At 33.2% G+C, this 25,860-nt stretch carries 19 protein-coding genes and 1 tRNA gene; 6 read left to right on the plus strand and 14 right to left on the minus strand.

Translation table 11 applies throughout. The features are described 5' to 3' along the window. Positions 1–154: 154 nt before the first annotated feature. Together NTX22_16935 and NTX22_16940 are read right to left on the minus strand one after the other, a co-directional pair. Positions 155–1,318, minus strand: a complete 1,164-nt coding sequence (locus NTX22_16935; GenBank protein MCX6152214.1) for a hypothetical protein — start codon at positions 1,316–1,318, stop codon at positions 155–157. Continuing rightward, positions 1,315–2,463 carry a hypothetical protein gene (locus NTX22_16940; GenBank protein MCX6152215.1) on the minus strand — a complete coding sequence of 383 codons (1,149 nt, stop codon included), beginning with the start codon at positions 2,461–2,463 and terminating at the stop codon, positions 1,315–1,317. Before NTX22_16940 ends, NTX22_16935 begins: the two co-directional genes overlap by 4 nt. 166 nt (positions 2,464–2,629) lie before the next feature. On the opposite strand from NTX22_16940, the gene NTX22_16945 reads away from it, so the two are divergent. From NTX22_16945 to NTX22_16965, 5 genes are all read left to right on the plus strand, one after another. Further along, positions 2,630–5,467 (plus strand): S8 family serine peptidase, encoded by a 2,838-nt coding sequence (locus tag NTX22_16945; GenBank protein MCX6152216.1) that lies wholly within the window; start codon positions 2,630–2,632, stop codon positions 5,465–5,467. Further along, positions 5,464–7,449: an oligopeptide transporter, OPT family gene (locus NTX22_16950; GenBank protein ID MCX6152217.1), complete on the plus strand. Its 1,986-nt coding sequence runs from the start codon at positions 5,464–5,466 to the stop codon at positions 7,447–7,449. The genes NTX22_16945 and NTX22_16950 overlap by 4 nt, the downstream gene beginning before the upstream one ends. Before the next feature lie 129 nt (positions 7,450–7,578). Continuing rightward, positions 7,579–8,652: an aminotransferase class V-fold PLP-dependent enzyme gene (locus NTX22_16955; GenBank protein ID MCX6152218.1), complete on the plus strand. Its 1,074-nt coding sequence runs from the start codon at positions 7,579–7,581 to the stop codon at positions 8,650–8,652. A 143-nt stretch (positions 8,653–8,795) separates the two neighbouring features. Further along, entirely contained in the window at positions 8,796–10,406 is a 1,611-nt protein-coding gene (locus NTX22_16960; protein ID MCX6152219.1) for a T9SS type A sorting domain-containing protein, read from the plus strand. A gap of 38 nt (positions 10,407–10,444) precedes the next feature. Next, positions 10,445–13,255: an alpha-amylase family glycosyl hydrolase gene (locus NTX22_16965; GenBank protein ID MCX6152220.1), complete on the plus strand. Its 2,811-nt coding sequence runs from the start codon at positions 10,445–10,447 to the stop codon at positions 13,253–13,255. 78 nt (positions 13,256–13,333) lie between these two features. Here NTX22_16965 and NTX22_16970 read toward each other — a convergent pair whose 3' ends face one another. Beyond that, a complete protein-coding gene (locus NTX22_16970) occupies positions 13,334–14,101 on the minus strand; it encodes an RNA methyltransferase (protein ID MCX6152221.1) in 768 nt (255 codons plus the stop codon). A gap of 191 nt (positions 14,102–14,292) precedes the next feature. Between NTX22_16970 and NTX22_16975 the strand changes: the two genes are divergently transcribed. After that, positions 14,293–14,365 (plus strand) — tRNA-Thr (locus tag NTX22_16975). A gap of 634 nt (positions 14,366–14,999) precedes the next feature. Here the strand turns inward: NTX22_16975 and NTX22_16980 are convergent. From NTX22_16980 to NTX22_17030, 11 genes are all read right to left on the minus strand, one after another. Further along, entirely contained in the window at positions 15,000–16,259 is a 1,260-nt protein-coding gene (locus tag NTX22_16980) for a DUF3987 domain-containing protein (protein ID MCX6152222.1), read from the minus strand. A 109-nt stretch (positions 16,260–16,368) separates the two neighbouring features. Further along, positions 16,369–17,517 carry a toprim domain-containing protein gene (locus NTX22_16985; protein MCX6152223.1) on the minus strand — a complete coding sequence of 383 codons (1,149 nt, stop codon included), beginning with the start codon at positions 17,515–17,517 and terminating at the stop codon, positions 16,369–16,371. Beyond that, on the minus strand, positions 17,510–17,761 hold the full coding sequence (locus NTX22_16990) for a hypothetical protein (protein MCX6152224.1): 252 nt from the start codon (positions 17,759–17,761) through the stop codon (positions 17,510–17,512). Before NTX22_16990 ends, NTX22_16985 begins: the two co-directional genes overlap by 8 nt. 25 nt (positions 17,762–17,786) lie before the next feature. After that, positions 17,787–18,368: a phage tail protein gene (locus NTX22_16995; protein ID MCX6152225.1), complete on the minus strand. Its 582-nt coding sequence runs from the start codon at positions 18,366–18,368 to the stop codon at positions 17,787–17,789. A 1-nt stretch (position 18,369) separates the two neighbouring features. Then, entirely contained in the window at positions 18,370–19,332 is a 963-nt protein-coding gene (locus NTX22_17000) for a tyrosine-type recombinase/integrase (GenBank protein ID MCX6152226.1), read from the minus strand. Between the two features lie 193 nt (positions 19,333–19,525). Next, a complete protein-coding gene (locus NTX22_17005) occupies positions 19,526–20,182 on the minus strand; it encodes a hypothetical protein (GenBank protein ID MCX6152227.1) in 657 nt (218 codons plus the stop codon). 208 nt (positions 20,183–20,390) lie between these two features. After that, positions 20,391–20,846: a hypothetical protein gene (locus tag NTX22_17010; protein ID MCX6152228.1), complete on the minus strand. Its 456-nt coding sequence runs from the start codon at positions 20,844–20,846 to the stop codon at positions 20,391–20,393. A gap of 22 nt (positions 20,847–20,868) precedes the next feature. Next, positions 20,869–21,078: a hypothetical protein gene (locus tag NTX22_17015; GenBank protein MCX6152229.1), complete on the minus strand. Its 210-nt coding sequence runs from the start codon at positions 21,076–21,078 to the stop codon at positions 20,869–20,871. Between the two features lies 1 nt (position 21,079). Then, positions 21,080–22,135 (minus strand): tyrosine-type recombinase/integrase, encoded by a 1,056-nt coding sequence (locus NTX22_17020; protein MCX6152230.1) that lies wholly within the window; start codon positions 22,133–22,135, stop codon positions 21,080–21,082. 366 nt (positions 22,136–22,501) lie between these two features. Further along, positions 22,502–24,730: a TonB-dependent receptor gene (locus tag NTX22_17025; protein ID MCX6152231.1), complete on the minus strand. Its 2,229-nt coding sequence runs from the start codon at positions 24,728–24,730 to the stop codon at positions 22,502–22,504. A 179-nt stretch (positions 24,731–24,909) separates the two neighbouring features. Continuing rightward, on the minus strand, positions 24,910–25,860 hold the full coding sequence (locus NTX22_17030; protein ID MCX6152232.1) for a hypothetical protein: 951 nt from the start codon (positions 25,858–25,860) through the stop codon (positions 24,910–24,912).

Consider the following 25,860-nt stretch of genomic DNA (forward strand, 5'->3'; position numbering starts at 1 on the left):
GTATTAATAAATCACCTTACGCTAAGAATTGTAATTGTCATATTTAGCGAAGCGAAATATCTCAAACCAGTTTGAAATCGAGGTGTCGGGATTCTTCACTCCATTCAGAATTACAATTTTGCGTAAAGTGATTTAATAATATTTTGTAAAAAAATTATTTTAGCTGAAGAATGTAATTATCTTTTAAATCATTTGGAAGAATGGAGACCTGAATTTGCTTCGATTCAAATTTGAATATTTGTTGAATGCTTTTGCCGGAAAGTAAAACTATTTCTTTGCCGATCCATTCGTTTGGTATTTCAAGTTTAATAGTTAATGGTTGATTGTAATAATCATTTGGCAAACCATCTGCAAGAGATATTTTTATTTTTACCGGAGAATCATACTTATCATTAACAAGCATTGCAATTGCATTTGCATTCTTCCTTTCAAGTGAATAAAGAACCACATCAGCCAGATGTGTGCACCAAATATCTCTGGACTTTATAGCTCTTAAATCATTTTCAAATTCAGGTAATTCATAATATCCCCATCCCGATTTGTTTCCTATAAAATGATAAGTTGAAATAAGCCATGCTCTTTTTTGAACTGCTTCATCTAAAAATGCAATTAACTCAGAAGTGTTATTAACACACGTTACATTTCCCTGAAAATCTACTGACTGCATTGTTAAACTTGGAAGAGCAAACCAATCTGCTGGCTGCGTTGAAGTGTCTGGCATAATATATGGATCGAGTACATTATCCAGTTCATCAAATCTTCTACCACAAAGAAATCCGGCATCTTTTAATGCAGTTCGTGTTTTAAGAAAAAATCCCCAACCGCCCGGATAAGCATATGCAACAGGTTTTACTCCAATTTCTATCATACTTTCATAACATTTCTTAAATGAAGCTAACGATTGTTCATAACTTAATTTGTCATGATTATCGTGTTTATGTCCGTGTCCAAAAAATCCAAATCCTTTGGGCAACAAATTATTCCGTACATAATTTAAATGAATTGAATCTGCCTGAACTTCAAAGGTTACCAAATCAAAATCCATCGTTAGACCATAATCCAAAATTAATTTTGTAACAGTGGCATTTATTTCAGCATTCCACCAACCATGATCTTCAGTAAGAGACATTGCTGCTTTATGATCATCGTACCATTTTGCAATACTTACCGGAATTTGTACTGAATATTCTTCCGAAGGTGCAAGCAAATCTTTATCGGATAGTTTACAGCCGGGTAAAGTTGTTATGAAGGATACCAGTATTACAACTACAAAAGATTTGAAATTTATTCTATTGCTGAATAAGCAGTTTATCTTCATTTAGAACTTTTGTCTTCCGGTCTTAGTCTATCAATAAGAGAAGGAATGATATTTATTTTAATAAGCAGAATAATTTCGCGTTGCATGGTTTCGTATTTTTCATAGCCGGTCAGGTAACGAATTCCAAGCACCCACCAAGGTAAATCCTTAAGAACCGGTATTCCGTTGCGGATTTTTACATTCTGTTCATAAAGCAAACTACCAACAACTGCTTCTTCATCATTGTACATTATCACTTCAGATGTTGCATTGGTTTTTTTAATTTCTGTACTTAGTGGATCTGGAAAAGCAATACTTCTTTCAACATTTAATTTAAGAAGTGCATAATCAAGAGTATCCAGACTGTAAATTTTTGGATAAACTTCTATTATAATTCCTGTTGGAAAAAAAGTATCCATTACATTTCCAGCAAAATCTCGCTGCTTAATGGAAAAATCGGAACCAACCTGCATTTTACCAGGCTGCCCATTCCTAACAGTTATGGATAGTTTGGAAACAACCTTTCCAAGATTTTCTTCCTCCAGTACCTTTAGAACTGCATTAGTGAAATAAGAAAATTTATCGGCGATAGTTCCTTCAATTTGGAGACTTAGATTATAATCCGGCCCACCAGAATTTTTTGGTGTTGGGGTTATCGAGCGGTAATCGGAACCCAAAACCATTCCGTGCTTGGAAAAAATAGCCTGCCAGTTAATTCCTCTCTCTTTCAATTCACCGGTGTTCACTTCAAACATCAAAGCGGAAACTTTTATTTGCTTTGCATTCAAAACCAGAGAATCTTCACGTACAGATATTGGTTCAATGTTTCTTTTTTCTGTTAAGATGTATGAACTATCTGTTTTTGTAATCTCAAAGTTATTTTTCTCAGAAAGCATTAAGAGTGCTTTTCGGTAAGCGATATTATTTATATCAATTCCAATTTGAGTGTTGTTGTTTAATTCGCTTACAATTCTTCTCTTTTCCACTTCGCGAATTATTTTATCAATCATATCCAGCGCGGAACCTAATGACGTTTGATTAGTAAAGGAAACAAATCGTTCTGCCGGATTATCTGCAATTAATTTCTTTTCAGTTATTGTTTGTGAATAGTTTTGAGTTGATAATAAAAGAAGTAGTAGCAGTAAGAACCATTTACCTGTTTTCATTTTATATTCCTGGTTTTGTTATTCTAAAGTCCAGCAAATAGCTTTTCAATATTATAACTTCCTAAAACAATAGTCAATTATTCAATCTACTTCTTTCCTTTCAGCGCATATTTGCTTAATTTCAACTTCAAAATTACATTAAAATATTATTGAAGGATATAAATAGATGAAGAATAGAATAGTGTTTTTTTTCTTTCTGCTAATTGCTATTCAAATATTTCCACAGGATTCCTCACAAACATTTCTATCCTTAAAATCAACTGGTGTAGAGGATTTTCTTAAAACAAATCCAACTTATGATGGAAGAGGAACAATCATATTTATTTTGGATACCGGCGTTGATATGGGAATTGAAGGCTTACAGAAAACTTCCACAAATGAAACAAAGGTTATTGATGTACGGGATTTTACAGGACAAGGTGATGTTAAACTTACCGAAGCTGAACTTGAAACGGAGAATGGAATTACCGTAGCAAAAGATGAGCAGCAGAAATTGTCTGTAAAAGGAATTAATAAACTGGAACTTAAAGCTGATGATAATAAATATTTCATCGGCAACTTTAATGAAGAACGGTTTAGAAATTCTAATGCCGGCATTAAGGATTTAAACGGAAACGGAAAGGAAGATGACAATTTTGTTGTAGTTGTTTTCCGAACAGCTATTGCTGGTGATACTAACTGGGTTGCTTACTTTGATTCAAATGCTGATGGCGATTTAAGCGACGAGAAGCCTATAAGAAATTATAATGAACATCAGGATACTTTTCAAATTCTAAATCCCAAACAGATTCCTTATTTAACTTTTGCTGTGAACATATTCCCTGATAAAAAATTGATAAGTGTATTTTTTGATGATGGTGGACATGGTTCTCACTGTGCTGGAATTGCTGCTGGTTACAAAATTGGTTCTCAAAATTTAAACGGAGTTGCCCCTGGTGCAAAAGTAATTGCTCTTAAATTAGGGGATAATACAAATTCCGGTGGTGCAACTGTAACCGGAAGTATGAAGAAAGCATATCTTTATGCCGATAAAATTTCCAAAGAAAGAAAAGAACCTTGTATTGTTAGCATGAGTTATGGTGTTGGTTCAGTAATAGAAGGGAATGCTGAGATGGAATTGTTCCTCGATGACTTACTGAAGAAGAATCCGTATTTATATGTTTGTGTTTCTAACGGAAATAATGGACCAGGTATTTCTACTACGGGTTTACCAGCATCTGCAAGATATGTTTTATCCTCTGGAGCTGTTTTAGCTGAGGAAGTTGGAAGAGATGACTATGGTTCTTCAGTAAAAGAAAATATTATTCTTCATTTTAGTTCACGTGGTGGCGAAGTTGCAAAACCGGATGTTTGTTCTCCCGGTGCCGCTACTTCAACAGTTACTAATTGGTCTGGCGGCGATAGAATGTGGGGAACAAGCATGGCTTCACCTTATTCAGCTGGGCTTGTATCGCTTATGTTAAGTGCAGCCAAACAAAAATATCCTGATGTAAAAATTCCATCACAATTGCTTTTTAAAGCGATTAAATATGGTGCAACTAAAATGGATGGATATAATATTCTCGATCAGGGTGCTGGTTACATCAATGCTCCAAATGCTTTTGTAATGATAGAAAAGTTTTTAAAGAATAAGGAAAATGAAAAATTTCAGGATTATAAAGTAAGTTCTTTCGCTCCAAATATGCCTAAGGGAAAAGCACAAAATCTTTATATAAGAAATGGCTCAACGCTTAGCGATAATGATGTTTTTCGATTTAATGTGTCAAGAGTAAATCCCGATGCTAAAGAAAAATTTTACAGAATTTATAACCTTGAAAGCAATAATGATTGGCTCATCCCGATTCAAAAGAAAACCTACATTAGAAATTCCCAGAATGCCACAGTTAATGTTAAGTTCGATAAAAATAAAATGAAAGAACCCGGTTTATACACCGGTAAAATTACAGCGTACAGAGATGATAAATCAAAATTCCCGGAATTTGAATGCATTGCTTCAGTTGTTATTCCTTACGAATTCAATTCATCAAACAATTACATGATGAGCTGGAATAATGAAAAGTTAATGCCTGGCAGACATAAAAGATATTTCTTAAATGTTCCTCCAGGTGCAGGTGTAATTACTATTAAAGTTAGCTCAGAAAAAACAAATTACACAAACGTTGTTTATCGTTTATTCAATCCAGATGGTGTAAATGTTTTTACTTCACCTTCACTGAACGCTGATAAAGAAGAAAATTCTATTATTAATAATAATTCTGATCTGAAGCCTGGCGTATATGAATTAGTTGTTCACGGGCATTTTCTTGCAACTGGTCAGTCAACATATAATTTGTCTGTTGAGTTTGGTGGAGTAAAAGCTGAGGATCAAAACGTAGTTATCCAACATACAATTGGTAAAATGAATGTCTTTAATTATTTCAACCAAATAAAAAATTATGATTTGAGTGGAAACCTATTGGGCTATCAAAAAGAATTTACCGTTAGCTTTAGCAATAGTGACAAATTCGTTTATTCATTTTTTATTCGAAAGGATGAAGAATCAAAAAAGTTCTCCATTTCAATGAGCAAAGAAGATTTTAATAAGTACACAGATTTTTCTGTGCTTATTTTTGATGAGAAGGGAAATGCAATTGAAAAGGATGGTTTAGATTATCCCGATGGCAGCATAGAAATTGCAAACACATTTGAGAATGCTGATAGCACAAAATTGAATCTTGTTATCGTTCCGGCTTTTGTTGATTTTCTTCAGGATGCCAAAGTGAAAATTGTTGAATCAACCTACTTGAAAAATTCGATAAGCTTCCCAGTTCAAAATGAAATGACAAATAAAGTTGAGCTTTATCCTACTATAGAAAAAACAATTGATTGTTTTATTCCGAAGCCGGGCTTTTATTTTCCTAATGACTCCAAGCCTTTTGGAATTATTTATTTCAAATCACCAAAGGCGGATAAGCAAGAATTTGAAATTCCATTTTTATTAAATGTTGAAGGAGATAATAAATGAGTGATTCCCAAGTGCCGAACAACAGCGCCGGCTTACCGGAAAATGCTTACAGAGAATTGAAACCAGGTGAAAACTATATCCCAATTATGCTTCCTGATAAAGTTTATCCGGAAATAAATGTCTGGAGTGTTTCCTGGGGATTGGTTATGGCAGCAGTTTTTTCAGCCGCCGCCGCATATCTTGGATTAAAAATCGGGCAAGTGTTCGAAGCTGCAATTCCTATTGCAATTATTGCTGTTGGTTTAGCAACAGTGTTTAAAAGGAAAAATGCTTTAGGTGAAAATGTAATTATCCAATCAATTGGAGCTGCTTCCGGAGTAATTGTTGCTGGAGCAATATTTACAATTCCCGCATTATATATTTTAAATTTACAAGTACAGTTCTACCAGATATTTCTTGCATCATTGTTCGGTGGATTTCTTGGGATTCTGTTTTTAATTCCATTCAGAAAATATTTTGTTCAGGAAATGCACGGAAAATTTCCGTTTCCGGAAGCAACCGCTACAACAGAGGTTTTAGTTGCCGGTGAAAAAGGAGGCAAGCAAGCGTTGGTTTTGGTTGCCAGTGGTATTATAGGTGGATTGTACGATTTTATTATTGCATCCTTCGGTTGGTGGAGTGAAGTTTTTACAACGCGTGTTCTTACCGTTGGAGAAAAACTTGCCGACAATTTCAAGTTAGTTTTTAGAATGAACATTGGTGCTGCTGTTATGGGATTGGGATATATCACTGGTTTAAAATATACTGCAATAATAGCTGCTGGTTCGTTTGTTTCCTGGTATCTGCTCATTCCTGTTTTTGCATATCTTGGCGGCGGGCAAACACAACCGCTTGGTGTAAATGTTCAGTTGCTGATTAACGATATGACTCCTGAGCAAATCTTTTCTAACTATGTTCGCCACATTGGTATTGGTGGAATTGCAATGGCAGGAATAATCGGAATCATCCGTTCATCCAAAATTGTTTCTTCAGCGTTTTCTCTTGCAATAAAAGAAATCTTTGGTGGAAAGCTTGAAGGAAATAATAATGTTCGTACTCAACGGGATCTTCCAATGAAAATAATTGTTGGCGGTATAATTTTTACAGCAGTTTTAATTTATATCTTTTTCATGGTTGGCGTTGTACATAATGTAACCCACGCTTTAGTTGGATTGGCGATTGTACTTGTAATTGCTTTCTTATTTACAACTGTAGCGGCAAATGCAATTGCAATTGTGGGAACAAACCCGGTTTCTGGAATGACTTTAATGACATTAATTCTTTCATCCATTGTTTTGGTATCGGTTGGTTTAACCGGCGAAGCTGGTATGATTTCAGCGCTTATAATCGGTGGAGTAGTATGTACAGCACTATCAATGGCTGGTGGATTTATCACAGATTTAAAAGTTGGTTATTGGCTCGGTTCATCTCCATACAAGCAAGAAACATTTAAATTTCTTGGAACCGTTGTAGCATCTGCTACAGTTGGCTGGGTGATTTTAGTATTGAATCAAACATATGGATTTACCGGAGATAAAGCATTGATTGCTCCACAAGCAAATGCTATGGCTGCTGTAATCAAACCTTTGATGTCTCAACAACCAGCGCCCTGGATGCTTTACATTGCTGGCGCTTTCATGGCACTTGTTCTAACAATGCTTAAAGTTCCTGCTCTTGCTTTTGCGCTTGGAATGTACATTCCCCTTGAACTGAACACACCGCTTTTGGTTGGTGGTTTAATTTCTCATTTTGTTTCTACAAGAAGTAAAGATGAAAAATTGAATAACGCTAGAAGAGAACGCGGTACATTAATAGCCTCCGGGTTTATAGCTGGTGGTGCTTTGATGGGAGTTGTTAGCGCAATGCTTCGCTTCTGGGATTTTAATTGGGTTCTACAAGAATGGCAGGCAACTCATGCTGCCGAGTTAATTGCATTAATGATGTTTGCACTCATCTGTGCTTATATGATCTGGGACTCACTGCGTGCTAAAGTAGAAGATTAATTTTAAACCTTTATTCCCCTCCTTTGTAAGGAGGGGATTAAGGGGTGGTAGAAACAAATAAATATAACTATGATGCTTATCTCAGAATCTCGGAAATATTTTCCATATCTGAAGAGTGGCAGGATTTATATGAATCACGCTGCTATAAGTCCACTTTCATCACCTGTAGTTGAGCAAATAAATAAATATTTGCACGTTAGAAGCGAAACCGATGTTGAAAACTTCCAGGATTATCTTGGACTTGTAACAGAGACAAAGAACAGAATCAGTGAATTAATTAATTCTTCATCCGATAGAATTGCTTTTGTGGATAATACTTCAAATGGATTAAACATTTTAGCGCAGGGATTGGATTGGAATCCCGGTGATAGGATTCTACTTAACGATGTAGAATTTCCTTCTAACATTTATCCGTTCCTGAATCTTAAACAGCAAGGTGTGGAAATTGATTTTGTGAAATCCAGGGATGGTTGTGTAACCTACGAGGATATTGAGTCGGCAGTTACTGCAAAAACAAAATTAATTTCTATCAGCTATGTTCAGTTTCTTTCCGGTTACCGTGCTGATTTAGAAAAGATTGGTGAGCTTTGCAGTAATAAAGGAATAATTTTTTGTGTTGATTCAATCCAGGCACTAGGTGCAATTACACTCGATGTAAAAAAGTACAAAATAGATTTTCTTGCCAACGGTACTCAAAAGTGGTTGATGGCTTTAGAAGGCTTGGGATTTATCTTTATTACCGAAGAACTACAAGAAAAAATTACTCCAAAGTATGTTGGATGGACTTCGGTTGCAGATGCGTGGAATTTATTGGATTACAAGCTTGTCCTAAAAAGAAATGCTGATCGGTTCCAAAACGGAACTTTGTCTGTTGTAGGAATAAATGCACTTAATGCGTCACTCAAATTTCTTCAATCATTTGGATATAAAAATATTGAAGAAACAATCCTTAACAACACAGATTATTTTTTAAGCTCATTGCTGGAAATTGGAATTACTCCTTTACTAAAAAATGCTGGTAGAAATAATTTATCAGCAATAGTTAGTTTCAAATCAGTAAAGGCAAAAGATATATTTGATAAACTTCTTGCACAAAATATTACCGCCGCAGTACGAGAAGGAATCGTAAGGTTTTCTCCGCATTTCTACAATTCGAAAGAAGAGATAGATAAGGTGATTGTTTGCCTTAGAAAAATTACTTAATCTTCTATGTGTTTGCTAAAAATAAAGTAGTAATATTTCTAATTGAATCGGAGAATGGAAGAATCGGTGAAAAGGAGAAGTTAATTAAACATCTAAATTCCCAGCTTCAAAATTTTACCATCAATAAATTATTTCAAGTATATATGTGTTTAAATCGAAAATTATATTTTGTTTTTATTTTCTTGATATCAGCCAATGTTCTTCTGGCTCAATATCAAAACGTTAGAATAAACAGTATAAAGACAAATGAACCGGAAGAAGTATCAATTGCAATCAATCCAACAAATCCTCTAAATCTTGCAGCAGGTGCAAATATAAATTTAAACTATCATTCAACGGATGGTGGATTAACCTGGCAGGAAGGAAGATTATCTTCTACATTTGGAGTGTGGGGTGATCCGTGTGTTACATTCGATCCTGATGGCAATCTTTACTTTGGGCATTTATCTACACCGCAAACAAACGGTTATTGGATAGACAGAATTGTTGTTCAAAAATCAACTGATGGTGGAACAACATATGATAATGGTGTTGGAATTGGTTACAGTCCTCCGCGGAAAGAACAGGATAAGGAATGGTTGATTGCGGATCATACAAACTCAATCTACCGCGGTAATCTTTATATGGCTTGGACAGAGTTTGATGAATACGGAAGTCCCGATCCGCGCGATAGTTCAAGAATTTTATTTTCATATTCTTCTGATCAAGGTTTAAGCTGGTCTCAACCAACTATCGTAAGCGACAGAAGTGGTGATTGCTTTGACGGCAATAATACCGATGAAGGTGCTGTTCCTGCAGTTGGTCCTAACGGCGAGGTTTATTTAAGCTGGGCGGGTCCGCTTGGAATTATGTTTGATAAATCAACTGATGGTGGACAAAGTTTTGGTAAAGATATTTTTGTATCCAATCAACCTGGCGGCTGGGCTTTTGATGTACCGGGTATTAATCGATGTAACGGTTTACCAGTAACAATATGCGATATTAGCAATTCTCCTTACAAAGGAAATATTTATATAAACTGGTCAGATCAAAGAAGCCGGTACAAGGACACAGATATTTTTCTAATAAAATCAACAGATGGCGGAAAGACCTGGAGTGATGTAAAAAAAGTAAATGGAGACAAAACTAATAGACATCAATTTTTTACTTGGGCAACCGTTGATCCTAAAACCGGCTATCTTTATATCGTTTATTATGATAGAAGAAACACTACCGATAATGCAACTGATGTATATATGGCAAAATCAATTGATGGTGGAGATACATTTACAGAAACAAAAATTAGCAGCAGTTCCTTTACTCCAGTTTCAAATATATTCTTTGGGGATTATACAAATATTGCAGCATATGATGGAAAAGTTTATCCAATCTGGATGAGAATGGATGGAATCAAATTAAGCATTTGGACAGCACTAATTGATGACAAGCAAACTGATGTAAAGCGGATCGGGAATGAATCGGTCCCTGAACTATTTCTTTTAAAGAATTATCCAAATCCTTTTAATCCATCCACTACAATACATTATTCAATTCCTGAACCTGGATTTGTTACTTTAACAGTTTTTGATCAACTTGGAAGAGAAATAAAAAATCTTGTTAATGAATTACAAACCGCCGGAATCCATTCTGTTAAATTTAACGCAACCTACCATTCGGCTGGATTACAAAGCGGGATTTATTTTTATAAGTTATCAGTCAATAATTCAAGTGGAAATATTTTAGTAAAAACAAATAAGATGATTTTACTGAAATAAATCTATATAATTCACCTCCACATTTAAAAGAGTTGTTTATGAAATTGAAAATAATTTCTATGTTTTTATTGTTGATTCCTGTTTTAGCATCAGCACAAGTTGTTACTTTAACTCCAGCTTTTGCTACAGAAAATGATTCAATTGTAATTACGGTAAATATAAAACTGGCAACAAATAAATCTCTTGTTGGATATACAGGTGATCTTTATACCCATACCGGTGTTAAAACAACTGTGGATGATTGGCAGCACGTAATTGGTAATTGGGGCGTTAATAGCGTACAACCAAAATTAAAAAGAATTGGTACCGACTTATACGAATTGGTAATTGGCAAGCCGAGGAAGTTTTATAACGTTACTAGTCCTACTGAAAAAATATTGCAGCTTAATTTCGTTTTCCGCAGTGCTGATGCAACAAAGCAAACCGAAAATATTTACGCAACTATTTACGAACCTGGTCTTAATCTTACAATTCTTTCTCCTCAGAGTTTTCCGTTCTTTGCTGATTTGAACGACACTATCACAGTGAAAGCCGTTGGAAGCAACTCAACTAATATCTATTTGTACTTAGATAATTCTTTAATTAATCAAACAATTGATGATACGCTCTCCTACAACATCATTGCAAATGAGTATGGTAAGAAATGGATTAAAATAGTTGCCCAGGATAATGGTGGAGAAACTAAAGCTGATTCTTTTTATTATGTTGTAAATCCACTGGTTCCAATTCAAGCTTTACCTGCAGGAATTGTAGATGGAATTAATTATATAAGTAACACATCAGTTACACTTTCTTTGTATGCTCCAAACAAGAAGTTCGTTTATATCATCGGCGATTTTAATGATTGGCAGATTGAACCATCCTACTATATGAATATGACTCCGGATCATTCGCGCTATTGGATTACCATTAATAATCTAACTCCACAGCAGGAATATGCGTTTCAATATTATGTTGATGGTGAAATAAAAATTCAGGACCCTTATTCGGAAAAAATTCTTGACCCCTGGAACGATCAATATATTTTATCTTCTACATATCCAAATTTGAAACCATATCCAATCGTAGGAAAGACTGAAGGAATTGTTGGCGTGCTTCAAACTGCTCAAGCACCGTATCAATGGCAGGTAACAAATTACACACGTCCGGAAAATACTGATCTCGTTGTTTATGAATTGCTTCTGCGTGATTTTGTGGCAACACACGATTATAAAACTTTAAAGGATACTCTCAGCTATCTTAAGCGGCTTGGAATAAATGCTATTGAATTAATGCCTGTAAGTGAGTTTGAAGGAAATGAAAGCTGGGGTTATAATTCGATGATGCATATGGCGCCGGATAAATATTATGGACCAAAAAATGATTTGAAAGCATTTATAGATGCAGCTCATCAAAATGGAATTGCAGTAATTCTGGATGTTGTATTAAATCATACTTACGGATTAAATCCACTTGTAAGATTATATTGGAATGCACAACTGAATCGTCCTGCGGCAAATAATCCTTGGTTCAATCAGGTATCACCAAATCCGGTTTACAGTTGGGGTTCTGATTTTAATCATCAAAGTACAGCTACACAGTATTATGTTGATCGTGTAACTTCTTTTTGGCTTAATGAATATAAAGTAGATGGGTATAGGTTTGATTTTACAAAAGGATTTACAAATACTCCGGGTGATGGTTCAGCAAGAGATAATAGCAGGATTGCTATTCTTAAAAGAATGGCAGATAAAATCTGGCAGGTCGATTCTAAGGCTTATGTAATCCTGGAGCATTTTGCAGATAACAGTGAAGAGATTGAACTTACAAATTATGGAATGATGGTTTGGGGAAATTCAAATTATAATTACAGTGAAGCATCCATGGGATACAATGATGGTAATAAATCGGATTTCACTTGGGGCTCTTATAAAGCACGAAGTTTTCAAAAGCCGGGTTTGGTTACTTATATGGAAAGCCACGATGAGGAAAGATTAATGTTCAAAAATATAAAATTCGGAAACATAAATGGAAGTTATACAATTAAAGATACCAGCCAGGCGCTTAACAGAATTAAATTAAATGCGGCTTTCTTTTTAACAATTCCTGGTCCAAAAATGATCTGGCAGTTTGAAGAGCTTGGCTATGATTATTCAATCGATTACAATGGACGCGTTGGCAATAAACCAATTAGGTGGGATTATCAAATCCAACCTAGGCGACAGAAACTTTACAAAGTAATGGAAGCATTAATTAAGCTCCGCGATAATGAAGCATTCCGCTCCTCGAATTATTTTACTTCATTCGGTGGTGCGGTTAAGAGTATTCATATAAATAATTCATCAATGAATGTAACGGTGATAGGTAATTTTGATGTAATAAACAGGAGTATTAATCCGTCATTCCAGAGTACAGGAAACTGGTACGATTATTTTAGTGGTGCAAGCGTAAATGTTTCTGATCCGCAAGCTACTATTTCGCTTCAACCGGGAGAATTCCACATTTACACAAGTGTACAACTTCCAACTCCGGAAACAGATATTTTAAATGATGTTGATGATCAGCGCGATGTAACAATTAAAAACTTTGCGCTTGAACAGAATTATCCAAATCCATTCAATCCAGTAACAAACATTTCTTATATGATAAAACAGCCATCGAATGTAACGTTGAAGATTTACAATCTGGTTGGTGAGGAAATTAAAAATTTAGTTGATGCAAACCAGAATGTTGGCAAATACCAAGTTACCTGGAATGGAAAAGATAATTACGGTGGTGATGTTAGCAGTGGAATTTATTTATATAGATTGACCGCCGCATCATCCGGTAAGATTTTTACAGATGCAAAGAAATTAGTTTTTCTGAAATAAAAAGGAATGATGTAATAGTGAAAAGATATTCTTGAAACAAAGGATTATTCCACGGTTCCGGAATTCTGTAATTCGATTTTAATGATATCGTTTTGTAAGCTCTGCAAGTAATACTGCCGAAGCACTTGCAACGTTTAAAGATTCTGCTTTGCCGATCCTTGGGATTGTAATTTTATCATCAATCAGATTTTGAATTTCCAACGAGGGACCATCTGCCTCATTCGAAAAAATAATAATACTCTTTTTGTCCAACTGAAATTCGAAAATATTTTTTCCTTTCATATCCGCACAAAGAATTGAATAACCTTTTTGTTTCAACTCCCGCAAAGTTAAAATTAAATTATTCACTTCGGAAATCTCTAAATGGAATATTGATCCCATACTGGCACGCAGAACTTTTGGATTATATAATTCAACGCAATTCTCACCAATAATTACTTCCTTGATACCAAACCAATCGCAGTTACGGAGTATAGTTCCAGCATTACCTGGATCAGAAACATTTTCAAGCGCTATAATTAATTCTGAATGTCCAAACGATTTTTGATCAATATTTTTTTTGTTGAAAACTGCAGCTATACCTTGCGGATGTTGGGTTTCACTAAGTTTTTCAAAGTCCTGGTTTTTCAATATTTCCAATCTAACTTTAGTCTGAAGTAATTCTTCATATATTGACTGACTGTTTCCAACAATCGCACTTGACAAAAATATAATTTCACAATTGTTGTTGCTTTGAAGACCTTCCTCTATAATTCTTTTTCCTTCAACGATAAATTTATTTTCTTCTCTCCTTTTCTTTTTTTGAAGAAGCGATTGATAATATTTCATTTCATTATTTGTTAACATTTACCAGTAGATCCTTAAACTAATTTAGAATACAGCTTAATTTAACTCCATCAAAAATAAAATGAATTAAACCGAAGTCCAATTAGAATAAGTAATTTTATTAAAAATTCAACCAAAATATTTTTGGAGCAATTCTTATTTGTAAAATTTGCTTAGCGTTAGAAAAAATGGTAAATTTTCTTCCCGAAAATGCTGGCTTAGCTCAGTTGGTAGAGCAGCTGATTTGTAATCAGCAGGTCGCGGGTTCGAGTCCCATAGCCAGCTCTATAAAAGTCTTAAAACAATCTGTTTTGAGGCTTTTTATTTTGTAGCATTTTATAGTTGACCTGCTAATCATTATAATTTAGTACCTACTTTTGTACCCACTTTAAAAGAACTGATTCTTTAAAAGGAAAAAGCCAGTTAAATGAAAAGTATAGGGATAATCTTAACCCTAAAATTTTAACCGGCTTTTTCAATTCACATATTTTTTTTGCTGCTAAAGATTATTTTATACTTTTCACCCGCAAGATAATTTTAAAATTCCACTAAGTCAATTAATATTTTCAAGATAGCGAAACGAAATAGGACTAAATTCTAATAAAAAAGGGTCAAGTTTTGGGAGTCTAACAGCCCCGTTAATAGATACTCTTAGGAGTACCTTAACACCTTAATATCTATTAATAATAATTATATAATAATAATATATAAGAAAAACAAAGGAATTAGATGAACAGTTGTTAAGGTAATAACAATCTTAATAATACCTTAATACCTTAACAACTAAACTAATTTTAGAAAAGAAAAATTGATTGTAAGATAAAAGGAATGGATTGATTAAAATAACACTTGAATTTCTTTATTAGAGGAACTAAGAAAGGTTTTCGTTATTGAAGCATAGAAAAGTATTGAGTTATATTTAATGTACTACCTTAAGCCTATAACACTTAGCTTTCTTTTTGTTCTTAGGGTTTTCCAAATATGTTTCTTCAATCTTTTCTTTCTGAATAAGATTAGAAATTATTTCATCTAATTCTTTTGCTTTGTAACCCGCATTATTTAATAAGTCCGATCTGCTTAATTGGCCACTTCTATTTTTGATTATTCTTATAACGTGATCTTGTTTCCTAGTGAATTCATCTTGCTTTAATTCACTATTTAAAAGCTTTTCTATATTTGGTTTGAAAAGGCACTCACTTAGATTAATCGCATCTTGAACATTATCTTTTGAAATTGTAAAACTCTTATCAGATAATGCAATAAGACCGGCAAATTTTAACGTGTGAATAAGCAATCTTGCCTTAAAGGAAACTTCGTTTTCATTATCCGAATTTAATAGTTCTTTATAACTTTGAATGTCATATAAAATAAATATTTCAGCAGCATCCTTAGAAATTTCAAGAGGTTTTTCTTCAGATATATTAACCAGGAAATCAAATATTCCCCTGGTGTCAATATAATTTTCCGATCGTTTAGTAAGTTCCTTTAACTTTAAAAGTGGAATATATTCTTTATCTGGTATATTCCTTATTACATAAAGAAACCTTGCAAAGAAACCGCTTCTTAAATCGGTTTCACTACTAAACTCTTGTACCCAATCGATTGTGCTTGCTGCTAATATTGAAAGATAAGGCCGTTCTAAAATTGTATTTTCTTTTGTAACTCTGCTTACTTCATACCATTCAGGAACATCAAATAAATTTGTAAAAAATTGTTTTCCATCCGCATTATAACTTTTATTAAATTGACTAAGGAATGAACCGAATTCACTATGTATTAAAAGACCTCTTTTAGAAACCGATAAAATATTACACAAACTTTCAATAGTTGCATCTTGAGGTATTAAATTATATTCCCTAGTAGGTTTTGGAATGGTGATCTTCTTTTTATTTTCCTTCAAATCGGAAATTTCTTTTTCATATTCATCAAATCTTTTCTTAAAATCTGAATAAGATTTATTTTCAATTCTCTGCAGTTCCTCTTTACAATAATTTATTGCAGTGGTCTTTTTCATTATTGTGGATTTGCCAATTAATATAACCCACGTATTTAAATAAACTCTTATTGATTTAGTAATATCAAAAAAAACATTTTTGCCAACAGCTCCGCTTAATGCTGCTAAAGTGCCTGCTAATAAATACTCCGTTGGACTGATAGAAATTGAATCAAGATATTCCACCATTCTTTTAAAGTTAGATGAATGTAATTTGTTAATATCAAATCTAATTTCAGAATCTTTCGATTGATTCAATTTTTCTATATTAACTTTATCACTTGAAAGCATATCTTCAATTTTTCCCACTGAATAACTCCGTTAAATCTTTATGGATTTTTAATTTTATTGCTTTTACTGGTTTATTGAGTAAAGAAGAAATTTCTTCTAATGCTTTATTTCCAGCTTCGTCATTATCTAATGCTAAGTACAAATCATAGTTCTTTAATAAATCAATCTGATTTTTAGGAAAGTTAGAAACGCCTGCTATAGCTATTGAATTGATTTTATTTTGCTGTGAAATAATACAATCGAATTCACCCTCAGTTATAACTAAAGATTCAAAAGGTTTTATTGAAGAAAGTAGATCAATATTATAAAATCGTTTTGGTGTTAGTGCTAAACTCCAATTATTACAACCTATATATTTCCCTATCTTTTCCGGTTTTGATTGCCCTTCAAAAAAATAACGTCCTCTTAAATAAACTATTTCATTATTCTCTATGTATGGGATAATTATTCTATGCTTTGTAAATAGGAAATACTTTTTAGAGAAAAGACCGGAAATAATAATTTCATCTCTACTGAAATTATTTTTTAAATATTCTATCAGTTCCTTTACACTATGGATTGTAAATAATTTAAAATGTTTAATGCTTGCTTCATTTAAACCGCGTTCCTTTGATGTTAAATATTTATGCGCTCTTTCTTCAAATCCAATAGTATTAGAAAAATTAAAAATCGCTGTAAAGACTTTTTTTTGGATCTCTTTTCTTTTCTGAAGTATTTCACGTATTGCCAAAACTTCAGAATCATTTCTACTAATCTGATTTTCACATTCAAGTATTGAAGCCCTTTCTTCAAAAAACTCTTTTTCACTTTTCAAGAGTTTATAATTTTCTTTTGCTTCAGGTACTTTTTTAAAATCATTTTTTGTATGGATAATATTTTGATCTGAATTTATACCACAAATTGAAGCAAGTTCTTTTATAGCTTGTTTTTTATCTGTGTTATGATAATCCGCGTAAAAAGTTATAATATCCCCACCCTTATTAGTTGCATAACAATAGAAGGAATTTGAACTAGGATAAATTTTTAATGAAGGTGTCTTTTCTGTTTTATAGATACTAAATATAAAATTTCCCGTATGGATTTTAATACCTAACCGATCTAACAAATAAAGGAAAGTCAACCTATATTTTATTTCTTCTATCTGATTATACATTTATCAAGTATTTTATTTTTTCTTCAGTAGTCATTTGACCTACTTCAATAGCAGTTTCCATTTTATGTTGCAACGCTTCCCTAGTCATTTCAACTATTTCAAAAACAGTTTTAAGAAATACCCGATCTATCAATTCGATATTTTCATTATTGATTTTTGATGAAATATCCTTCAACACTATTTCCATTTGAGGACAAAAGCTATATAAAGAATTTACAATTTCATTATAGTTTAGTTTTTCCATTTTAAGACCTCACATTATTTTTTATTTAATATTTAAATTTCCGCTTAATATTATCAGCGAATCTTTTCTCAAATGCTTTTATAAAAGTATCTTCTAGTGTTTTCCTTGCGATGTTCTCTCCGCTTTTTGCACCAATAAGACTTATAACGCTTAATCCAAATAATTTTGCAATTCGTTCTTTGCCTGCTGCATTCTTTTCACTGGTTCGGATAAAAACCTGCTCATTACCTTTTACTTGTTGAATAAACGAAGCACGCTCAGGTGATCTGAATAATTGCCTCTTTCCTCTAACAACTGTAGCTTTAACACCTGAGCTTGCTTTACCAGTCTTGCCCTTCTTAGTTCTGCCTGGTTTACCAAACTGCTCAGCCTTAAAATGAATCAAACCAGATCCTCCACCCTTTATTTTGACAATAACAAACGGTTTTCCATCAACCGCCTTTGATACTATTTCAAAATGCTCATCAAGTTTTGTCTTAGTAAAACTAAAATGTTCTCTAATCTTGGATGACATTTTACTTACTGCAGTTGTAGCAGCCCTGTTTAATGCTTCTATGCTAGCCTCTTTCAAATCTTTACCCAATATTTCTAAACTATATCTAGCCATTTTAGACCTCCATTATTTTTTGATTGATTGATGAATTATTACCCAGCAAATCAACAGCGATCCGCAAAGAACTATTAACCAGATGAGAATAAATTTCAGTTGTTTTGGCTGAAGAATGACCGGCAAGCTTCCCAATTACAAAAAGAGAAACATTTTTATTAACCAGGTTTGAACAAAACGAATGACGCAAGCTGTGAAGGTGTAGCTGTGGATTTAGTCCCGATATTCTAACACATTTCTTAAATTGTTTTGATACATAATCAACAGTTAAAGGAACATCTGAAGCTATCCTATAAAAAACAAATTGATTAAAATTAAGGTGGTGAATCTTAGGAATTCTTTTAACCAGAATATTGAAAGCAAAATCATTCAAGGGAATGATTCTTTCTTTCTTGGACTTGGTGGAATAGTTTTCTTTGTTCCGAATGTGTATAATTCTATTAGTCAAATCTATATCGGAGAGCTGAAGGTTAGTAGCTTCGCCACATCTTAATCCAGTATAAAAAAGCAAGGTGTAAAAATCTTTCAAGAGAAAATTATCAACAAACGAAATGAATAAATTAAATTCATCTTCAGTTAAGAACGTTGGCAGATTTCTTTTTGCTTTTGGTTGTTTAAAACAAAATGGATTTTTCAAAATCAAGTCCCATTCAATAAACTGATTGAAGATTGCTTTTAAAATCCTATAACATAAAAGCCCTTGATATTCCTTCCCCCGTTCAAAGAATGAATTAATAAATCTTTGTGCTATCTGCTTAGTAATAAAATGAAGTGGTAAATCTTGAATTAAAAATTTTTGAAAATACTTTTGTACCGAACTAATATTTCTTTGATAAGACTTTGATTTGGCAGGTAGTACATTAGTATTATATTGCTGAAATGCTGCTAATAAAGTAACCTTCAGCTTTTCAGTTTTAATAACTTTTATAAACTCAATAATACTATCTAAATCATATCCGTTCATTTAACCACCATAATAAAAAAAGTCCTCCAAAGTGGTGGGAAACTTCAGAGGACTTATCAGCAGCAAGGAAAAATATTTTATAAAAATTAAATGTCAATTCTAAAGTCCCACCTTATTACTGCTGGTAGAAATTTAGAAAGGATTATCTGGGATTAGAAATTATTGTAAAAGGATTATCTGAGATTAAGTGGAATTATCTTTTTCTCTCAAATTCTTTTAATGCTTTTTTATTGTTTTTATCTCTACTAATATATTTAACTAATGTTTTTACAACTGTATACTTACTTCCTTCTATTTCTGTATATCCCTCATTTATTATTTTTTGCACCATCTCATTCGCTATATATTTTCGATCTTGATTTGTTAAATCATATCCTTTTATTAATTCATTATATTTTTCTGTTAATAAACCTCTATATACTACTTTATCTTTATTTATTAATTCATCTTTAGGTTCTAATAGTAAGTTATCATTATCAGTTATATTTTCTGATATTACCTCCTCTGGTTCATTATTACTAATATTTCTTTTAATAATTTGAAGGGACTCTTTTATCATTCTCAAATAACCATCGTAACGCGTAGCATCCTTTTTTCTAATTTGACTAGGATTATTATTAAAGGAATTTTGTTCTATGATTGGGATAGACAACCTTCCAACAGCTTGATTAGAATTATTAAATTCTTTTCTTCCATCTTTCCTATTTTTCAGTTTAAGGGATATTCTTTCTATCAAATCTTCAAAGAAATCTTTATTAAATGTCAGATCAATCTTTTCCTTGTCCAGGTAACCATATAAATATTTTATATCGCTATCGGTTAAACCGTCAAAATATTTATTATTATCCACCTAACCACCTTTTATTTTCTTGCTGCTTTTAAGATAGTTGTTAAGATGCTATTAAGATTATAAAAACCTTAACAACTCCACAAGTAAAAATTGGTAATTTACATTAAAAAAGCAATAAGTTATTACCAAAATAGAGTTGTTAAGGTATTAAGGTAGTTTCCCTATGCCTTTTTCTTAATTTCACCTATTATAGGCATAACCTTATAAATTATATTTCCTCAAGGACTAACAATAAAAGCTTATCTATTCTTTCTTTAAGATTTTCAAGGTTATCAATTACAGCTTGCATTGAATCAGAAAAATTCATTATTTTTTCTTCAAATACACTTCTTGTAAAATTATCACATTCCCCCCTTAGATAATCGTTCAAGTCCGGTAATATATCTAAAGAGCACCACACGTTAATAATACCCGTAACTTTTCTGAGTTCTTCATAAAAATAAATTTGGCCTAGATCACCTGGTTTAATTTTTTCTAAAGAATCAATTTCATTAATGTCCATAATTTTTCCTTTTGAATCGGATTCAAAAAAAGAATCTTTAAGACCGTTTTTACCCTGGACAATTAACAGACTTTCATCTTTTTTAATTTTTTGTCTGTTTAAAGTTTTTCTTAATTCACAATCTACATTTAAGTTATCCCCTTGTAAAATATTATTTTCCATTTTGTGCCTCATTTAATTTAGTTTAGTTATTATAATTGGTTAAATATTGCTCTAGTGTTTCTTTAAATTCCTTATATGCAAACCATACTCCGCTTGCTATTTTTGAATCTTTAGCTCCACTTTGATTAATTACACTCATAACTCCCTCAATTGTAACCTCTAAAATTGATAGCTTTATTTCTATGCTATCAACAAAATCCAATTTTGAAGGTAGTTCTTTCATTGTTTCCATTTTAGACCTCCATTATTTTTTGATCGATTGATAAATTATTTCCTAGCAAATCAACAGCGATCCGTAAAGAACTATTAACCATATGGGAATAAATTTCAGTTGTTTTACTAGAACTATGACCGGCAAGCTGTTGAACTGTAAAAAGAGAAACATTTTTATTAACCAGGTTTGAACAAAACGAATGCCTTAAACTGTGTAAATGTAGCTGTGGATTTAGTCCCGATATTCTAACACATTTCTTAAATTGTTTTGATACATAATCAACAGTTAAAGGAACATCGGAAGATATCCTATAAAAAACATATTGATTAAAATTAAGGTGGTGAATCTTAGGAATTTTTTTAAGAAAGATACTAAAAATAATTTCATTCAAGGGAATGATTCTTTCTTTCCTGGACTTGGTGGAAAAGTTTTCTTTATTCCGAATATGTAAAATCCGATTAGTCAAATCGATATCGGAGAGCTGAAGGTTAATAGCTTCGCCACATCTTAATCCAGTATAAAAAAGCAAGGTGTAAAAATCTTTCAAGAGAGGATTATCAACAAACGAAATGAATAAATTAAATTCATCTTCCGTTAAGAACGTTGGCAAATTTCTTTTTGCTTTTGGTGGTTTAAATTTCTTGAATGGATTGTATTCTATATATCCCCAGCATTCAGCATTATTAAACGCTGCTTTCAATGTACGATAATATAATGAAGCTCCGCTTTCCGATCTTTGAAAAGTGATTGAAATAAATTTCTCTATTATTCTTTTATCAATTTTTTGTAGTTCAATATTTCCAATAAAATCAATTAACATTTTTAATGATAGCTTGATAGACCGAATATAAGCCTTACTTTTTACCATTGAAATAGACTCTACATATTCATCTTGAAATGTTTTTAGATGAATTACTGGTTTCAACTTTTTTTTAGTGATCTTATTCTCAAATTCATTGAGGAATTTTAAAGCATCATTTTTATAAATTGCTTTTGTGGAAATCTTAGTTCTTTTTTCACCGTTCAAATAGATAACCTGGTAATAAGGGGAAAGCTTATTTTTGATTAGATACATATAAAAAACTCCCGAATCAGTACCCGAAAGTGTACCTATAAAATAAAATTGCTTTTATTTCAGGTTAAAAAGCAGGTTTCCCCGTTTATTTGTAATCAGCAGGTCGCGGGTTCGAGTCCCATAGCCAGCTCTATAAAAGCCTTAAAATATTGAATTTTAGGGCTTTTTTATTCTTCACACTCAAAGATTCCTGCTGACTTGCTATTACAAAATGTATGGACTTTGTATGGAGTTTGTAAGGCTCTCCACTATTATTTAATTATTATTAAGAACAGAATAAAAATTTGATTATATCTGGAATTGAATTTAGTATCTTAATTTTTATAAATCAATCTTCTGGCAATTTCAATCTCAATGAATGTAACATTATAAGTCTATTCGTATAGATGCTGTGGGCAGAAAGGGAAGCATGTTTACACGCCTGCCAGTTTTTCTCTCAAGATAAAATAAGTTCTTCCTGTCATATACATTTATTATGCTGAAGCTTAATGACAGATCAGAAAAAAATAATCTGAATTTTTTCGATACGCTGAGATCGAGCCTGTGATAATATGGAAGCCTGCCCAGATTTTTATCAGCCAGTATTGTAAATGGTTCATAGTTTTCAAGAATGAACCACATCGAGAAGAGATCTTTGAAATAAAGCTTGTCATAGAATCCTTCTATCTGAGTAAACGGCTGACCAGTGCTGAGCGTCCATATTGCACTTGCATTCCACCTGCTGCCAAGATCATAGCTTAAATTAACTGTAACCTGGTGGCGTGAATCATACCGTGGATAATAAATCCAGTTATTAAGATTTTTATATGCCCAGCTTAACGTGTACGAAACAGTTGCGTTAATTTTTTGATCAAGATAGTTGAGCATAAATTCCCAGCCGTATGATTCCCCGCTTATGCTTACAAGGTCCGGATCTTCTGCATCAACTTTATCTTTATTTAGCTCGGTAATGTTGTGGAGTAATTTGTAATAACCCTCAATATTCAGCATCAGGTTTTCTGTTATGTTGATGTCTGCACCTATTACATAATGCACTGCCGATGGCGTGCGAAGATAATCGGGAACAATAATCCAAGGCTCGAATAATGAGATAATATCATTGTCATCAGAGAGTGTTACCATTTCCTGCGAGTAAATTCCCCATGCTGCTTTAAGTGATATTAGAGGATTCATATTGTACTTAATGCTTACACGCGGCTCAAACAGAGTCTTATTATTCACAGCAAGCGAAGCAGCATTTATTCTTGTCCCTGCATCGGCAATAAATTTATCGAATCTCAGCAGCCTGTACTTTCCATAAATAGAAATGTTCGCACCAAAATCCGAAATGTTTGTCTTTGCATTTCTCAAATTAACAAAGCTGTATTCGGAGTTAAATGATTTAACAGAATAACCAACACGCAGCTCATCACGGCTATCGTAAATATAATTGAAGTCCATCTTCAATGTTATATCATCAACTTTGTTGCGGCGTGGAAGTGCGCTGCTCTCATTGGGTAACACTTCTGCCCTGAAATTGCTGTATGATAAAGTAAGTTCAGAGTAAAGCGGACTTTCCCAAGCTTGAAACCATGTTGCGCCAAAAAGATTGTTCGACCAGCTAAAATCTTCCCGCAGCTTGTTTTCATTCTTTAGCTTATCTCCGCTGTTAAATCCGAACAGCGATACTTTTGTTATTCTCTTCTCATCGGTTGTTACATAGTTAGCTTTGAATGAAAGATCGTGAAAATCGAATGGAGCATCTTTATAGTTAAGGAATTTTTTAAGCACGTTATCAAATAAACTTTTTCTCCCTGTTATTATGAAAGATCCATTCGGGATTGGACCTTCAACAGAAGCTTTGCCTGTAAGAAAGCTTAAGTTGGCAGAACCAGCAAACCTGTTTCGGTTACCGTTTTTTGTTACAAGATTAAGTACCGATGATAACCTGTCCCCAAACTCGGCTGTATAGCCGCCTTTGTAAAACTCAACTACGTTAATCATTTCGGGATCAATTACGCTGAATAATCCCATTGCATGAAAAGGATTATAAACTGAAACACCGTTAAGTAGAATCAGGTTCTGATCACTTGAACCACCGCGTACATAATATCTTGCAGAAACATCTCCGGAAGATTTTACACCTGGCAGTAATTGCAGTGAACGCATAATGTCAGTTTCCACACTTTTAGGCAAAAGCTCAAGCTCTTTAATTGTTATTCGCTGCAGACCAATGTCCGTTTCCTTTTGTCGGGAGATTCTTTTACCTATGGTTTCAATTTCCTGCAGTTGTGCTGTACGTGGATTTAATTCTATTGTAAGCTGTGTAATTTTATTTGCTGTAATATTAAAATGGATTTGTTTTGTTTCATATCCAACGTGGGATACTTTCAAAGTAAGATTTGCAATTGCTGGAATTGCCGGTAATGTAAAGTTACCGTTAAGATCTGCAACAATTCCCTGTTTGGTTTCTTCAACATAAATAGTCACATAAGCAAGAGTCTCTCCATTGGTTGAATCGACAATAACTCCACGGAGAGTACCCGTTTGCTGGGCAAAGGATAGGCTGCCAATAATTATGATTAAGAAAAGCGAAGCATAGAGAATTTTTTTCATAGCGTTTATTTATTTTGGTTGTAAGCAAATGTTTTGTAAACCAACTATAAAAAGTATTTTTACCCTTTAGATAGAAACTCAAGTTTCGCTAATGCCAAATTGTGCTGAATGAAAAATATATTATACATTTCTGTTTTTCATCTCACTACCTTGAGTCCAATGCACTGTAAATAAAATTCTTATGGATAGAATCCGTAAGCATATCCGAATGACAAAACATACTCCTGTCTCAATACCAGGTTGTATTTCTGTCTTATGTATGAGCCGAATATTCCGTAACCACCCTGGATGTTTGTATAATCTTTTTCGTCTATCCTTATTGAGTATTCGTCAAGATAGCCGTTTGTAGATGAAATGTAAGCAGACACTGCATTATCAAATATCAGCAGCTCAAGATATGCATCGTATATTACAATATTTTTTTTGTTTACTTCACCTACTCCTATTTGTTTCATCACTGAATCGAGTGCAGCATTTTCAAAATTCAAAAAAGTGTTCTTTGATAATTTTGGATATAGCGGAACTGAATCATTACCCGATTGCCTGTATGCTAAAGGAACTTCTTTTGATAATCTTTGCACATTTCCCGGCTCATTTAATTTGTAAAATATTTTTAGTCGGGGCATATAGTAAACACCTTCATCAGCGGTATGCCACACGAATGCGATGTCACGTTTGTCTTCATGCGGAATTAAAAATGAAAGTGAATCAAATAATAGTGTTGCAGGAGTCTTGGTAACAGCATATAATCTTTTACCATTTCTAAGAAGAACCCGCACTTCCAGATTTGTATTTTGCTTGGCTTCCAGGTTCAAATAATAATAATGCAGCAAATCCGTATAGCGTGTTGTATCTTTTCTTTCAATTATAGTATCCCGCAGTTGGTAAACCTCACCATCATACCAGAGCCGTATGTCTGCATCAGTTATAGAGGGATCAATCCTGCTGGTATTAGGATCTATCCCTTCAGCATCATAGCTGCGGGTAAGCGTTGCGGTCTGGAAAGTTGTATCTCCTCTCATCAGGAAAGTTAGTATGTACCTTTCTTTAAATGGCGTTTTGGGATCAACATTTTGATCACATGATGCTAACAGTAATATCAGGAGTATAAATGGAATTAATTTCTTCAT

This window comes from Ignavibacteriales bacterium, assembly GCA_026390815.1.
Taxonomy (GTDB): domain Bacteria; phylum Bacteroidota; class Ignavibacteria; order Ignavibacteriales; family SURF-24; genus JAPLFH01.

Excerpts from the sequence above, each read along its gene's own strand:
- NTX22_16955 (MCX6152218.1), top strand. The coding sequence starts at position 7,579 with ATGAATCACGCTGCTATAAGTCCACTTTCATCACCTGTAGTTGAGCAA.
- NTX22_16970 (MCX6152221.1), bottom strand. The coding sequence starts at position 14,101 with ATGTTAACAAATAATGAAATGAAATATTATCAATCGCTTCTTCAAAAA.
- NTX22_16990 (MCX6152224.1), bottom strand. The coding sequence starts at position 17,761 with ATGGAAAAACTAAACTATAATGAAATTGTAAATTCTTTATATAGCTTT.
- NTX22_17010 (MCX6152228.1), bottom strand. The coding sequence starts at position 20,846 with ATGGAAAATAATATTTTACAAGGGGATAACTTAAATGTAGATTGTGAA.
- NTX22_16965 (MCX6152220.1), top strand. The coding sequence starts at position 10,445 with ATGAAATTGAAAATAATTTCTATGTTTTTATTGTTGATTCCTGTTTTA.
- NTX22_16960 (MCX6152219.1), top strand. The coding sequence starts at position 8,796 with ATGTGTTTAAATCGAAAATTATATTTTGTTTTTATTTTCTTGATATCA.
- NTX22_17030 (MCX6152232.1), bottom strand. The coding sequence starts at position 25,860 with ATGAAGAAATTAATTCCATTTATACTCCTGATATTACTGTTAGCATCA.
- NTX22_17000 (MCX6152226.1), bottom strand. The coding sequence starts at position 19,332 with ATGAACGGATATGATTTAGATAGTATTATTGAGTTTATAAAAGTTATT.
- NTX22_17025 (MCX6152231.1), bottom strand. The coding sequence starts at position 24,730 with ATGAAAAAAATTCTCTATGCTTCGCTTTTCTTAATCATAATTATTGGC.
- NTX22_16950 (MCX6152217.1), top strand. The coding sequence starts at position 5,464 with ATGAGTGATTCCCAAGTGCCGAACAACAGCGCCGGCTTACCGGAAAAT.
- NTX22_17020 (MCX6152230.1), bottom strand. The coding sequence starts at position 22,135 with ATGTATCTAATCAAAAATAAGCTTTCCCCTTATTACCAGGTTATCTAT.
- NTX22_16995 (MCX6152225.1), bottom strand. The coding sequence starts at position 18,368 with ATGGCTAGATATAGTTTAGAAATATTGGGTAAAGATTTGAAAGAGGCT.
- NTX22_17015 (MCX6152229.1), bottom strand. The coding sequence starts at position 21,078 with ATGGAAACAATGAAAGAACTACCTTCAAAATTGGATTTTGTTGATAGC.
- NTX22_16985 (MCX6152223.1), bottom strand. The coding sequence starts at position 17,517 with ATGTATAATCAGATAGAAGAAATAAAATATAGGTTGACTTTCCTTTAT.
- NTX22_16935 (MCX6152214.1), bottom strand. The coding sequence starts at position 1,318 with ATGAAGATAAACTGCTTATTCAGCAATAGAATAAATTTCAAATCTTTT.
- NTX22_16945 (MCX6152216.1), top strand. The coding sequence starts at position 2,630 with ATGAAGAATAGAATAGTGTTTTTTTTCTTTCTGCTAATTGCTATTCAA.
- NTX22_16940 (MCX6152215.1), bottom strand. The coding sequence starts at position 2,463 with ATGAAAACAGGTAAATGGTTCTTACTGCTACTACTTCTTTTATTATCA.